We start from the raw sequence: 12,895 nt of genomic DNA, 5'->3' as shown, positions 1-12,895 counted from the left end.
TGAAGGGGAACAAGAACAATGGCTAGCTGGCCGCTCCTGTCGTTCACGACCTTCCTGCCGCTGGCCGGTGTGGCGCTGATCCTGCTCTTCTGCAGGGGCAACACACCGGATGTGGTTCGGAACGTCCGTTACGTCGCGCTCTGGACGACGGTCATCACCTTCGTCCTGTCGCTGTTCATCTGGTTCAACTTCGACCCGCGCAACCCGGGCTATCAGCTCGTGGAGAAGGCGGCGTGGATTCCCGAGTTCGGGATCTCCTACCACATGGGCGTGGACGGCATTTCAATGCTGTTCGTCATCCTCTCCACCTTCCTGATGCCGCTCTGCATCCTCTCCTCCTGGGAGGCGGTGCAGACCCGGGTGAAGGAATACATGATCGCCTTCCTCGTGCTGGAAACCCTCATGGTGGGGATGTTCTGCGCGCTGGATTTCGTCCTCTTCTACATGTTCTTCGAGGGCGTGCTGATCCCGATGTTCCTGATCATCGGTGTCTGGGGCGGTGCGCGGCGCGTCTACGCGGCGTTCAAGTTCTTCCTCTACACGCTGCTCGGCTCGGTCCTGATGCTGCTGGCCATCCTGGCCATGTACTTCGCGGCCGGCACGACGGACATCCCGACGATCACGGCGACCCATTTCCCGCGCAACATGCAGCTCTGGCTGTGGCTGGCCTTCTTCGCGTCCTTCGCGGTGAAGGTGCCGATGTGGCCGGTGCACACCTGGCTCCCCGACGCCCACGTCGAGGCGCCGACCGCCGGGTCGGTCATCCTGGCCGGTGTTCTGCTGAAGATGGGCGGCTACGGCTTCCTGCGCTTCAACATCCCGATGCTGCCCGAGGCGACCGAGTATTTCGCCCCGATGGTCTACGCCCTGTCGATCGTCGCGGTGATCTACACCTCCCTCGTCGCCCTGGCGCAGGAGGACATGAAGAAGCTGATCGCCTACTCGTCCGTCGCCCACATGGGCTTCGTCACCATCGGCATGTTCGCGCTGAACCAGCAGGGCATCGAGGGCTCGATCTTCACGATGCTGTCGCACGGCATCGTCTCGGGCGCGCTCTTCCTCTGCGTCGGGGTGGTCTATGATCGGCTGCACACCCGCGAGATCGCCCGCTACGGCGGTCTGGTGAAGAACATGCCGAAGTACGCGGTGGTCTTCCTGTTCATGACCATGGCCTCGGTCGGCCTGCCGGGCACCTCCGGTTTCGTCGGCGAGTTCCTGGTCCTGCTCGGCGCCTTCCGCGACAACACCTGGGTCGCCTTCCTGGCCGCCACCGGCCTGATCCTGGGCCCGGCCTACGCGCTGTGGCTGTTCCGCCGCGTCGTGTACGGCAAGCTGGTCAAGGCGGACGTCCGCGCGATGTTCGACCTGAACACCCGCGAGGTTGCCATCTTCCTGCCGCTGATCGTCGTGGTGCTGTGGATGGGCGTCTACCCGAACAGCTTCCTGAACGTCACTTCGGCGTCGGTCGGGCAGCTGATCCAGACCTACCAGACCAAGCTGGCCGCCGCTCAGGGCGGGGCCGACGTCTCCGTCGCCGCGCGCTAGAGGTTCCGACATGACCGCTGTGTTTCCCGACATCTGGCCGGCCCTGCCGGAAATCTTCCTCGCCTGCGCCGGCATGGCCCTGCTGCTGATCGGCGTGTTCCGCGGCGACGGCTTCACGCGCCCCATCGGCTACATGACGATGGTGGCGCTGCTGCTGGCCGCCATATTGACTATGGGCTACGGCACCGGCCGGGTCGTCACCTTCAACGGCCTCTTCGTGATGGACGCCTTCGGCGTCTTCATGAAGGTGTTGATCCTCGTCGCCGCCTCGCTGTCCGTTCTCCTCGCGCTCGGCTTCAACGAGCGCGAGAAGATGGCCCGGTTCGAGTTTCCGGTGCTGATGCTCTTCGCCACGCTCGGCATGTTGATGATGGTGTCGGCCAACGACCTCATCTCGCTCTATGTCGGGCTGGAGACGCAGAGCCTTGCGCTCTACGTCATCGCCGCCTTCCGCCGCGACAGCGCCAAGTCCTCCGAAGCGGGTCTGAAGTACTTCGTGCTCGGCTCGCTCTCCTCGGGCATGCTGCTGTACGGCGCCTCGATGGTCTACGGCTTCGCCGGCACGACCTCCTTCGACAAGATCGCCGCCCTGTTCGCCGGTGGCGCGCATCCGTCGGTGGGCGTCATCATCGGTCTGGTCTTCGTCGCCGCCGGCCTGGCCTTCAAGATTTCCGCCGTTCCGTTCCACATGTGGACGCCGGACGTCTACGAGGGCGCGCCGACTCCGGTCACGGCCTTCTTCGCCGCCGCCCCGAAGGTCGCCGCCATCGCGCTGTTCACCCGCCTGCTGATCGAGCCGTTCGGTCATCTGGCCCACCAGTGGCAGCAGATCATCATCGTCAGCTCGATCCTCTCGATGTCGCTCGGCGCCTTCGCGGCCATCACCCAGAGCAACATCAAGCGGCTCATGGCCTACAGCTCCATCGGCCACGTCGGCTACGCCCTGGTCGGACTCGCGTCCGGCACCCAGGAGGGCGTGCGCGGCGTTCTGATCTACATGGCGGTCTACGTCGTCATGAACATCGGCACCTTCGCTGTCATCCTGTGCATGAAGCAGCAGGGCCGCATGGTCGAGGAGATCAAGGACCTCGCCGGCCTGTCGCGCACCAACCCGCTGCTGGCGGGTGCGATGGCGGTGTTCATGTTCTCCATGGCGGGCATCCCGCCGATGGCCGGCTTCTTCAGCAAGCTCTACGTCTTCCTCGCCGCCATCGAGGCGCAGCTCTACACGCTGGCGGTGATCGGCGTTCTGACCAGCGTCGTGGGCGCCTACTACTACCTGCGCATCATCAAGATCATGTACTTCGATGAGCCGGTGGAGGCGTTCGACAAGATCGGCGACGACGGGATGACCGGCATCCTGATCGCCACGGGCTTGTTCACGCTGCTGTTCTTCGTGGTTCCGGCCCCGATCCTGAACTACGCGGCGGCGGCGGCGGCCTCGCTGTTCGCCGGATGACGGCAGGAAACGAAGCGGAGGCGGCGCGCTTGCGCTTGCCTCCGGGCTTCCGGGTGATGGCCTTCGACTCCGTCGGCAGCACGAACGACGAGGCGAAGGCCTTCGCGCGTTCGGGGGCTGCCGAAGGCACCATCGTCTGGGCGAAGCGGCAGGACTCCGGTCGCGGCCGTCGCGGCCGGGCCTGGACGTCGCCGGAAGGCAATCTGTACAGTTCGACCATTCTGCGTCCCTCGCGCCCGCCGGCCGAGGCGGCGCAGATTTCGTTCGTGGCGGCGCTCGCCATCGCCGACACAGCCGCCGCCGTCCTCCCCGATCCCGACGGCGTGCGCTGCAAATGGCCGAACGACGTGCTGGTGCATGGCCGCAAGCTGTCCGGCATCCTGCTCGAGTCGGAGGCTGCTGCCGGGGGAGGGGTGTCCTGGCTGGTGCTCGGCGTCGGCATCAACCTGCGGCATTTTCCCGACGGAACGGACTACGCGGCCACTTCGCTGGCGGCGGAGGGCGCTCCGGCGCTGCAGCCCGCGGCGCTGCTGGAAATCTACGCGGAGCAATTGGCGCGCTGGTACGGCGTCTGGGCGGAGCATGGCTTCGGCCCGGTGCGCGCCGCTTGGCTGAAGCGGGCGCGGGGTCTGGGCGAGCCCATCGTCGTCCGTCTGCCGGACCGCACGCTGACCGGTACCTTCGCCGATCTGGACAGCGACGGCGTTCTGTTGCTTGATCGGGATGACGGGGCGGGGCGCCAGCGCATCGCCGCCGGAGACGTGTTTTTCCCACCCGCGGTGGAGACCTGAGAGATGCTGCTCGCCATCGACGCCGGAAACACCAACGTGGTGTTCGCGATTTATGAGGGCGACCAACAGCGCGGCCTGTGGCGCACGGCGACCGACAAGAAGCGCACCGCCGACGAATACATGGTGTGGGTGACCCACCTGATGGCGCTGAAGGGGCTGCGCCCGGCGGACATCGACAGCGCCATCATCGCCAGCGTGGTGCCCGGCGCCACCTTCAACCTCAAGCGCCTGTGCAAGGATCATTTCGGCTGCGAGCCCCTGGTGGTCGGCCAGCCGGGGGTCGATCTCGGCACCCGCGCGCTGGTGGACCGGCCGGACGAAGTCGGCGCCGACCGGCTGGTCAACACGGTGGCGGCGGCGGCCACCTACCAGACGCCGCTGATCGTCATCGACTTCGGAACCGCAACGACCTTCGACGTGGTCGACCGCGACGGCAATTACCGCGGCGGCGTCATCGCTCCCGGTCTGAACCTGTCGCTGGAGGCGCTCCAGATGGCGGCGAGCAAGCTGCCCCGCGTCGAGATCCAGCAGCCGGGTCACGTCATCGGAACCAACACAGTCGAGTGCATGCAGTCCGGCATCTTCTGGGGTTACGTCGGCCTGATCGAAGGGCTGGTCAACCGCATCCGGGCGGAGTACGGCGAGCCGATGACGGTCGTCGCGACCGGAGGGCTGGGTGTGCTTTTCGCCAAGGCAACCCATGTAATCGAACACACCGACGGCGAACTCACGCTGCGCGGTCTCCTCCTGATCCACAAGCGCAACACGGCCCAATGACCCAACCCGACTCCGCTCCCTCCGTCCACCCGGTCGAGGGAGACGGCGACCTGTTCGCTCCCGAGGACGACGCGCTCTACTTCCTGCCGCTGGGCGGTTCGGGCGAGATCGGCATGAACCTCAACCTCTACGGCCATCGCGGCAAGTGGTTGATGGTGGATCTCGGCATCTCCTTTGCGGACGACACGATGCCGGGGCTGGACGTCATCATGCCGGACCCCGCCTTCATCGCGGAGCGCCGGCACGACCTCGTGGGCATTGTGGTGACGCACGCGCACGAGGATCATCTGGGGGCCATCCAGTATCTGTGGCCGCAGCTCCGCGTGCCCGTCTACTGCACGCCCTTCACCGCCGCCGTGCTGCGCGCCAAGCTGCACGAGCGCGGGCTGGCCGGGGTGGTGCCGGTTCACGAGGTGGCGCTGGGCAGCACCATTGAGGTCGGTCCCTTCTCCGTCGAGTATGTGACGCTCACCCATTCCATTCCCGAGCCGAACGCCCTGGCGATCCGCACCGCCGCCGGCACCGTGCTGCACACCGGCGATTGGAAGCTCGACCCCGAGCCGCTGGTGGGAGAGGCGGCCGACGAGGAGCGGCTGCGCGCCATCGGCGACGAGGGCGTGCTGGCGCTGGTCGGCGACAGCACCAACGCTCTGGTGCCCGGCAGTTCCGGGTCGGAAGGAAGCGTGCGCAAGACGCTGACCGCGCTGATCGGGCAGTTTCCCGATGTGCGCGTCGCGGTGAGCTGCTTCGCCACCAACGTCGCGCGGCTCGAGAGCATCGCCCACGCGGCGGCGGCGCACGGGCGCCACGTCGCGCTGGTCGGGCGGTCCATGTGGCGGATCAACGAGGCCGCGCGCTCCAACGGCTACCTTGCCGACGTGCCGGCCTTTCTGACCGAGCATGACGCCAACTACGTGCCGCGCGACAAGCTGGTGCTGGTCTGCACCGGCAGCCAGGGGGAGCCGCGCTCCGCGCTCGCGCGCATCGCATCGGACGACCATCCGCAGGTGTCACTCCAGCGCGGCGACGTGGTGATCTTCTCCTCCCGCGAGATTCCGGGCAACGAGCGGGCTATCGGCCGCATGCAGAATTTGCTGGTCGGGCAGGGCATCCGCATCGTCACCGCCGACGAGGCGCCGGTCCATGTGTCCGGCCACCCGGCGCAGGATGAGCTGGTCCGCATGTACCAGTGGGTGCGCCCGCGCATCGCCATGCCGGTCCACGGCGAGCAGCGCCACCAGCTGGAGCATGCCAAGTTGGCCCGCGCCTGTCAGGTGCCGGAGGCGCTGGTCCCCGGCAACGGCGACCTGATCCGGCTGACGCCCGACGCGCCGCCGCGGGTGGTGGCGCAGGTCCGCTCCGGCCGCATGGCGCTGGACGGCAAGCGGCTGATTCCGCTCGACACCGGTCTGATGCGGGCGCGCCACCGGATGGTCCACAACGGCGCCGCCGTGGTCACGCTGGTGATGAACGGCAAGGGCGAGCTGGTGACCGCGCCACAGATCGCGGTGATGGGGTTGCTGGACGACTCGGCGGACCGCGACATGCTGCTTGACGTGGTGGACGCGGTGCGCGAGGCCGTCGCCGAGATGCCGAAATCGGCCCGTTCGGACGACGAGCAGGTGCGCGCCGCCGCCCGGATCGCCGTTCGCCGCTGCTTCAACGCGACGCACGGCAAGAAGCCGGTGACGGACGTGCATCTCGTCCGTGTATAAGCGTTTCCGACTTTACGCCTTTCGGGAGGACCCATGATTGGGAAGCTGAACCACGTCGCCATCGTCGTGCCGGATCTGACGGCGGCGACCGCGCTCTACCGCGACACGCTGGGCGCCGCGGTGTCCCAACCGGTGGACCTGCCGCCGCACGGCGTCACCGTCGTCTTCGTCACTCTGCCCAACACGAAGATCGAGCTGCTCCATCCCTTCGGTGAGAAATCGCCGATCGCCGGCTTCCTGGAAAAGAACCCGTCCGGCGGCATCCACCACATCTGCTACGAGGTGGACGACATCCTGGCCGCCCGCGACCGGATGAAGGCGCAGGGTGCCCGCGTTCTGGGCGACGGTGAGCCGAAGATCGGCGCCCACGACAAGCCGGTGCTGTTCCTGCACCCCAAGGACTTCTGCGGGACCTTGGTCGAGCTTGAGCAGGCCTGAGACGAAGGGAGGCTGCGGTGGGCTGGGTGACGGGCATCAGCGTCTATGTGGTCGTCTGGTGGGTGGTGCTGTTCGCGGTGCTGCCCTGGGGCGTGCGCACCCCGGCGCAGCCCGAGCCGGGCATGGCGAGCAGCGCGCCGGAGCGCCCGCGCATCCTCCTGAAATTCGCCGCCACGACGCTGGTCGCGGCGGTGGTGTGGCTGGTCATCTTCGGCATCGTGCAGTCGGACCTGATTTCCTTCCGCGAGATGGCCAAGCCGCACTGATCCCACTCCCGGATGGAGCCTTCGCGTGAGCCTGACCTATTGCGACGCGGCGCCCGGCCACGCGCATCACGGCCCCTACCACGACACTGAGTACGGGTTTCCCAGCGCCGACGACCAGGTGCTGTTCGAGCGGCTGATTCTGGAAATCAATCAGGCGGGCCTGTCCTGGCTGACCATCCTGAAGAAGCGCGAGGCCTTTCGCGCCGCCTTCGACGGCTTCGACATCGACCGCGTCGCCGCCTATGGCGAGGCGGAGCGGGAACGGCTTCTCGCCGATCCCGGGATCATCCGCAACAGATTGAAGATCGACGCCGCCGTCGAGAACGCGCGGCGGATCGTGGCCCTGCGCGGGACGCACGGGTCGTTCGACGGCTGGCTGCGCGCCCATCACCCCTTGAGCAAGGCGGACTGGGTCCGGCTGTTCAAGCGTACGTTCCGCTTCACCGGTGGCGAGATCACCGGCGAATTCCTGATGAGCCTGGGCTATCTGCCGGGCGCGCATCAGCCCCGCTGCCCGGTCTGGTCGGAGGTCGCCACGCTCGACCCTCCCTGGATGGCCGCCGTTCGGCAGGGGTTCGCAGGATACGACGCCCATAAAGCGGGCATAGCAGCGCCTATGACGTAATCAACCGCCTATGTCTTGGGCGAAATCTGCGAATTCTTTGCTGACGACTTGGTTTAGTCCAAATTCCGTCTTGTCATCGGGTGGGGTCGGGTTCAATGTACTTTGTGTGACGAGAGGGGTTCTTCCCTCTTTTCCGACGCCTGGTGGCGATTCCTCCCTAAACCTCGGGCCGCGCCGCGATCGCCGCGCGGTCCTTTTTTCGTCCCGGTCGGCTCACGATGTCCGCGCCGACGTTCGTTCGTAGGTGGACGGAGCGTTGTGCTTCGGTACAGAATGAATTAACCCTTTATCGGCTATAGCTGATCCACTGTGCAGGAAGCGGGCAAGCGTCCGTTCCGACTTTCGATTCAAGCGCGTCGGCATTCGCAGCCGGGCTTGCGACCGTCAGCGGGGAGAACGATGTCGAGGCGCCGATGACCGCGGGTGACAATGAGAAGTTCGAGCAGTTCGCGGCCATTCTGACCACCGAGCTGCTCGACCGCACCCGCAAAAGTCTTGAACTGCTGACCCCCGAAGAGCAGCCGGCGGCCAAGCTCCCCTTTGCGCTGACCCCATCCTTTCAGGAAATCTACGCCGAACTGGTGCGCGTCGGGATATTCCCGGTGCTGCTCAGCCGCCGTCCGGTGCGGGCCATCGTCGGCGATGTGGATTGGCCGCGGGACGGGCGCGACTATCTGCTGACCGTGCTCGACGACCGCTCCAACGCCGTCTTCACCGCCTGGGATTACGCCTGGGACGCGCTGTGGGACGAGCGGAAAGTGGGGGCGGACAGCGGCTCCTCGGCGCCGGCCAAGAAGAAGGGCTTCTTCGCCTCGCTGTTCGGGCGCAAGGCGGACAAGCCGGAAAGGAAGACCAGCGAGCAGGGCGCGGAAGGCGATGTCATGGCCGGCCTCTACACCATGCTGAACGAGCAGGCGGAGCGTCGCGGCTACCTGCCGCTGTTCCATGACGACATCAAGGTGTTGAAGGGGCTGATCCGCGTCAAGCCGGCGCGCATCTTCCAGGCCTGGAAGGAAATCAACCAGTACCACCACCAGGAGTTCTACCTGTCGGGCCAGGATCAGGCCAAGCCGGGGGTGACTTCCGACTGCCTGCAGAAATGGCACTACAACCTGCCGGACCGGATCGGCGAGTTCCTGGTGCTGAAGGCGGCCGTCGACATGGAGTTCGTGAACAAGCCCTTCCTCGGCAAGTACATCCGGCAGTCGGCCCGCACCCAGGAGGAGGCCGAGAAGGGCATGCCCTATCTCGCTACCTACTGGAAGTCCATGAAGCAATCCGCCGCCGCTCAAGGCTGAGGTCCGCCATGATCCGCCGCTCCGTTCCCCTTCTCGTCGCGTTTCTGACGCTTTCCACTGGGGCGGCGGCGCAGCCGGTCGACCTGTCCGCGTGTCAATTCCTGACGGCTCACCGCCCGGCGCCGGGGGTGGAATACACGCCGGGCGTGGATGTAAACGGCAAGGCGGTGGCTCCCGCCGACCTGCCGGGCTCGGCGGGGGCTGCGCCGCCGCTGGAACGGTTCGACATCCCGGTGACCATCGACTTTGCCCGCCGCATGGGCTTCACGGTGCCGCAGGGCACGGCCGCGCCGGGCGTCGAGGTCGGCTATCTGACTTGGTACGCCAACCGGCTCTTCTTCAACGGCCAGCCCATCGGCGCACCGAGCGAGGCGGAGGTCTACGCCTATTGCCGCACCGTCCGATAGGCCGGTCCGCCCCCGGATGCGCGCCGTGACGATGGACAAGCGCGCGGCGGCTTCCTAAAGTCCCTGTCCCTGTTGCGGCCCGGCGCACCGCCGGACGAATCCCCTCGAAACCGAGAGCAGAGCCATGCGGCTGTCCACCTTCTTCCTGCCGACCCTCAAGGAGACCCCGACCGAGGCGCAGATCGTCTCGCACCGCCTGATGCTGCGGGCCGGGATGATCCGCCAGACCAGCGCCGGCATCTACGCCTGGCTGCCGCTGGGCCACCGGGTCCTGAAGAAGATCGAGCAGATCGTCCGCGAGGAGCAGGACGCCGCCGGCGCCCAGGAACTGCTGATGCCGACCATCCAGTCGGCGGAGCTGTGGAAGGAAAGCGGCCGCTACGACGATTACGGCAAGGAGATGCTGCGCATCACCGACCGTCACGACCGCGAGATGCTGTTCGGTCCCACGAACGAGGAGATGATCACCGACATCTTCCGCGCCTTCGTGAAGAGCTACCGCCAGCTACCGCTGAACCTCTACCACATCCAGTGGAAGTTCCGGGACGAGATCCGTCCCCGTTTCGGCGTGATGCGCGGGCGCGAGTTCCTGATGAAGGACGCCTACAGCTTCGACATCGACGCGGCCAGCGCCCGGCGCTCGTACCAGAAGATGTTCCTGGCCTATCTGCGCACCTTCGCCCGCATGGGGCTGAAGGCCATCCCGATGCGCGCCGACACCGGCCCCATCGGCGGCGACCTCAGCCACGAGTTCATCATCCTAGCCGAGACCGGCGAGAGTGGCGTCTTCTGCCACAAGGATTGGCTGACCCTGGACGTGCTGCAGAACGCGCCGGGCTTCGACGAGGACCTGCAGCCCTTCTTCGACACCTACACCTCGATCTACGCGGCGACCGACGAGAAGCACGAGCCGGGCAACTGCCCGGTAGCGGAGTCGGATCTGGTGTCGGCGCGCGGCATCGAGGTCGGCCACATCTTCAACTTCGGCACAAAGTACTCGAAGCCGATGAACGCCGTCGTCGCCGGTCCGGGCGGCGAGCCGGTTCCGGTGGAGATGGGCTCCTATGGCATCGGCGTGTCGCGCCTGATGGGCGCCATCATCGAGGCCAGCCACGACGACAACGGCATCATCTGGCCGGACGCCGTGGCGCCTTTCAACGTCGGGCTCGTCAACCTGAAGGTCGGCGACGCCGAGACCGACCGCGTCTGCCAGGAGCTGTACTACAAGCTTCGCGCCAACGGGATGGACGTGCTCTACGACGACCGCGATGAGCGTCCGGGCGTGAAGTTCGCCGACATGGACCTGATCGGCCTGCCGTGGCAGCTCGTCGTCGGGCCGCGCGGCCTGAAGAACGGCGTGGTCGAGCTGAAGCGCCGCGCCACCGGCGAGAAGCAGGAGCTGTCGGTGGAGAGCGCGCTGGAGAAGCTCTCGGCGTAACACCGTGGGGCCAGGGGAGCGGGCGTCTGGAAGGTCGCCCTTTTCCTGCCACGGTTAAGCACTTATGTTGCGGGGCGGCGGACTGGTTGCGGTCCGCCGCCTTTGCTTTTGCCGGGCCTCCGTCGCCCGTCCTTCGCTCATCGGGAGCCGCATGATCTTCTCCGCCTTCGAACGCATGGTCGCGATGCGCTATCTGCGGGCGCGCCGCCAGGAAGGGTTCATCTCGGTCATCGCGGGATTCTCGCTGCTGGGCATCGCGCTCGGCGTGGCGACGCTGATCATCGTGATGTCGGTGATGAACGGCTTCCGGGCGGAGCTTCTGGGCCGCGTCCTCGGCCTGAACGGCCACCTGAACGTCTACAGCGTCCGCGGCGGCCCACTGCCCGATTACGACCCGCTGGTGCAGCGCCTCCAGGGCGTGCCCGGCGTGGTCGGGGTGACGCCGACGGTGGAGGGCCAGGCGCTGGTCTCGGTGCGCGGGGTCGCCTCCGGCGCCGTGGTGCGCGGCGTGCGGCCGGAGGATTTCCGGGTGCGTCCGACGCTGTCCCGCAACATCGTGCGCGGAACGGCGGAAGCCTTCGGCGAAGACAACATCGCCATCGGCATCCGCATGGCGCAGCGGTTGGGGTTGGTGGTCGGCGACCAGCTCACCCTGATCGCGCCGCAGGGCAACGTGACGGCCTTCGGCACGGTGCCGCGGATGCGCAGCTTCACCATCGGCGCCGTGTTCGACGTGGGCATGTTCGAATACGACAACAGCTTCATCTTCCTGCCTCTGCCGGAGGCCCAGGCCTTCTTCCGCACGGGCGAGGCGGTGACCTCGCTGGAGGTCTTCGTCAGCGATCCGACCCAGATCCGCGCGGCGCGCGACGCCATCCAGTCGGCGGTGGCCGGGGTGGGGCGGGTGGTCGACTGGCAGCAGTCAAACGCCAGCTTCTTCACGGCGCTCCAGGTCGAGCGCAACGTGATGTTCCTGATCCTGTCGCTGATCATCACGGTGGCCGCCTTCAACATCATCTCCAGCCTGATCATGCTGGTGAAGGACAAGGGACGCGACATCGCCATCCTGCGCACCATGGGCGCCACCCGCGGGATGATCATGCGCATCTTCTTCCTGTCCGGCGCCTCGGTGGGGGTGGCGGGGACGCTGGTGGGGGTGGCCCTGGGCGTGTCCTTCGCGCTGAACATCGAGACGATCCGCCAGGGCATCCAGGCCCTGACCGGCACCAACCTGTTCAACGCCGAGATCTATTTCCTGTCGCAATTGCCGGCGAAGATCGACTGGTCGGAGGTGATCCAGGTCACCTTAATGGCGCTGGGCCTGTCCTTCGCCGCCACCGTCTACCCGTCCTGGCGGGCGGCACGCCTCGATCCGGTGGAGGCCCTGCGCTATGAGTGAGCCGATGCTGGAACTGTCGGGGATCGTCCGCACCTTTGAGCAGGCGGGGACGGAGCTTCATGTGCTGCGCGGGGCGGAGCTGACCGTCCATGCGGGCGAGCTGGTCGCGCTGGTTGGCCCGTCGGGCGCCGGCAAATCGACCCTGCTGCACATCGCCGGCCTGCTGGAGCGGCCTACGGCGGGCACCGTGCGGATCGCCGGGACCGACGTGTCCGCCCTGGACGACGGGAAGCGGACGGAGGTGCGCCGCCGCTCGGTCGGCTTCGTCTACCAGTTCCATCACCTGCTCCCGGAATTCTCCGCGCTGGAGAACATCGTGCTGCCGCAGATGATCAACGGCGTCGCCAAGCGCACCGCCCGCGAGCGCGCCCTGGAGCTGCTGCGGATGGTCGGGCTGGAGCCGCGCGCCGGCCATCGTCCAGCTCGCCTGTCGGGTGGCGAGCAGCAGCGGGTCGCCATCGCCCGCGCGCTGGCCAACGGGCCGGGCCTGCTGATCGCCGACGAACCCACTGGCAACCTCGACCCGCACACGGCGGAGGGGGTGTTCGCCATGCTGACCGCCATCGTGCGGCAGGCGCGGGTCGGCGCGCTGATCGCCACCCACAACCTGGAGCTTGCGAACCGCATGGACCGGGTGCTGGAAATGAGCGACGGGCTTTTGGTTGAGCATCGGTCCAACCCGGCCTGATCACTAAAAACTGATCCACGGGGAGTTGTCAGTCCCGGTTCCGCACCCC

Annotated in this window: 13 protein-coding genes; all 13 read left to right on the top strand. The window is 66.8% G+C overall.

The window, feature by feature from the left end; all coding sequences use genetic code 11:
- Positions 1–18: 18 nt before the first annotated feature.
- The gene (locus H1Q64_RS12850) at positions 19–1,545 is read left to right on the top strand and encodes an NADH-quinone oxidoreductase subunit M (RefSeq protein WP_014240132.1); all 1,527 of its coding nucleotides are present in this window, start codon (positions 19–21) and stop codon (positions 1,543–1,545) included.
- Between the two features lie 10 nt (positions 1,546–1,555).
- On the top strand, positions 1,556–3,004 hold the full coding sequence (gene nuoN, locus H1Q64_RS12845; RefSeq protein WP_237903804.1) for an NADH-quinone oxidoreductase subunit NuoN: 1,449 nt from the start codon (positions 1,556–1,558) through the stop codon (positions 3,002–3,004).
- The gene (locus tag H1Q64_RS12840) at positions 3,001–3,795 is read left to right on the top strand and encodes a biotin--[acetyl-CoA-carboxylase] ligase (RefSeq protein ID WP_237903803.1); all 795 of its coding nucleotides are present in this window, start codon (positions 3,001–3,003) and stop codon (positions 3,793–3,795) included. Before nuoN ends, H1Q64_RS12840 begins: the two co-directional genes overlap by 4 nt.
- Positions 3,796–3,798: 3 nt before the next feature.
- Complete coding sequence (locus H1Q64_RS12835; protein ID WP_237903802.1) at positions 3,799–4,572, top strand: type III pantothenate kinase; 774 nt, start codon at positions 3,799–3,801, stop codon at positions 4,570–4,572.
- Positions 4,569–6,287 (top strand): ribonuclease J, encoded by a 1,719-nt coding sequence (locus H1Q64_RS12830; RefSeq protein ID WP_237903801.1) that lies wholly within the window; start codon positions 4,569–4,571, stop codon positions 6,285–6,287. Before H1Q64_RS12835 ends, H1Q64_RS12830 begins: the two co-directional genes overlap by 4 nt.
- A 33-nt stretch (positions 6,288–6,320) precedes the next feature.
- Positions 6,321–6,725, top strand: coding sequence for a methylmalonyl-CoA epimerase (mce, locus tag H1Q64_RS12825; protein ID WP_094306013.1), 405 nt, complete (start codon positions 6,321–6,323; stop codon positions 6,723–6,725).
- Positions 6,726–6,742: 17 nt separating this feature from the next.
- Positions 6,743–6,991 (top strand): DUF1467 family protein, encoded by a 249-nt coding sequence (locus H1Q64_RS12820; protein WP_014240138.1) that lies wholly within the window; start codon positions 6,743–6,745, stop codon positions 6,989–6,991.
- 25 nt (positions 6,992–7,016) lie between these two features.
- Positions 7,017–7,616 carry a DNA-3-methyladenine glycosylase I gene (locus tag H1Q64_RS12815; RefSeq protein ID WP_237903800.1) on the top strand — a complete coding sequence of 200 codons (600 nt, stop codon included), beginning with the start codon at positions 7,017–7,019 and terminating at the stop codon, positions 7,614–7,616.
- A gap of 413 nt (positions 7,617–8,029) precedes the next feature.
- The gene (locus H1Q64_RS12810) at positions 8,030–8,914 is read left to right on the top strand and encodes a hypothetical protein (protein ID WP_188262210.1); all 885 of its coding nucleotides are present in this window, start codon (positions 8,030–8,032) and stop codon (positions 8,912–8,914) included.
- Between the two features lie 8 nt (positions 8,915–8,922).
- Entirely contained in the window at positions 8,923–9,321 is a 399-nt protein-coding gene (locus tag H1Q64_RS12805) for a hypothetical protein (protein WP_237903799.1), read from the top strand.
- Positions 9,322–9,445: 124 nt separating this feature from the next.
- Complete coding sequence (gene proS, locus H1Q64_RS12800; protein WP_237903798.1) at positions 9,446–10,759, top strand: proline--tRNA ligase; 1,314 nt, start codon at positions 9,446–9,448, stop codon at positions 10,757–10,759.
- A 151-nt stretch (positions 10,760–10,910) separates the two neighbouring features.
- On the top strand, positions 10,911–12,158 hold the full coding sequence (locus H1Q64_RS12795; protein WP_237903797.1) for a lipoprotein-releasing ABC transporter permease subunit: 1,248 nt from the start codon (positions 10,911–10,913) through the stop codon (positions 12,156–12,158).
- A complete protein-coding gene (locus H1Q64_RS12790) occupies positions 12,151–12,846 on the top strand; it encodes an ABC transporter ATP-binding protein (RefSeq protein WP_237903796.1) in 696 nt (231 codons plus the stop codon). The genes H1Q64_RS12795 and H1Q64_RS12790 overlap by 8 nt, the downstream gene beginning before the upstream one ends.
- Positions 12,847–12,895: the final 49 nt, after the last annotated feature.

It is taken from the genome of Azospirillum brasilense, from assembly GCF_022023855.1.
In the GTDB taxonomy this organism is placed as follows: domain Bacteria; phylum Pseudomonadota; class Alphaproteobacteria; order Azospirillales; family Azospirillaceae; genus Azospirillum; species Azospirillum brasilense_F.
Note: the sequence above shows the minus strand (reverse complement) of the source record. Positions and strands in the feature narration are given on the sequence as shown.

What these genes read in the sequence shown, in the direction of transcription:
- proS (WP_237903798.1), top strand. Translation starts at nt 9,446, where the DNA reads ATGCGGCTGTCCACCTTCTTCCTGCCGACCCTCAAGGAGACCCCGACC.
- H1Q64_RS12795 (WP_237903797.1), top strand. Translation starts at nt 10,911, where the DNA reads ATGATCTTCTCCGCCTTCGAACGCATGGTCGCGATGCGCTATCTGCGG.
- H1Q64_RS12810 (WP_188262210.1), top strand. Translation starts at nt 8,030, where the DNA reads ATGACCGCGGGTGACAATGAGAAGTTCGAGCAGTTCGCGGCCATTCTG.
- H1Q64_RS12830 (WP_237903801.1), top strand. Translation starts at nt 4,569, where the DNA reads ATGACCCAACCCGACTCCGCTCCCTCCGTCCACCCGGTCGAGGGAGAC.
- H1Q64_RS12805 (WP_237903799.1), top strand. Translation starts at nt 8,923, where the DNA reads ATGATCCGCCGCTCCGTTCCCCTTCTCGTCGCGTTTCTGACGCTTTCC.
- H1Q64_RS12850 (WP_014240132.1), top strand. Translation starts at nt 19, where the DNA reads ATGGCTAGCTGGCCGCTCCTGTCGTTCACGACCTTCCTGCCGCTGGCC.
- mce (WP_094306013.1), top strand. Translation starts at nt 6,321, where the DNA reads ATGATTGGGAAGCTGAACCACGTCGCCATCGTCGTGCCGGATCTGACG.
- nuoN (WP_237903804.1), top strand. Translation starts at nt 1,556, where the DNA reads ATGACCGCTGTGTTTCCCGACATCTGGCCGGCCCTGCCGGAAATCTTC.
- H1Q64_RS12790 (WP_237903796.1), top strand. Translation starts at nt 12,151, where the DNA reads ATGAGTGAGCCGATGCTGGAACTGTCGGGGATCGTCCGCACCTTTGAG.
- H1Q64_RS12835 (WP_237903802.1), top strand. Translation starts at nt 3,799, where the DNA reads ATGCTGCTCGCCATCGACGCCGGAAACACCAACGTGGTGTTCGCGATT.
- H1Q64_RS12840 (WP_237903803.1), top strand. Translation starts at nt 3,001, where the DNA reads ATGACGGCAGGAAACGAAGCGGAGGCGGCGCGCTTGCGCTTGCCTCCG.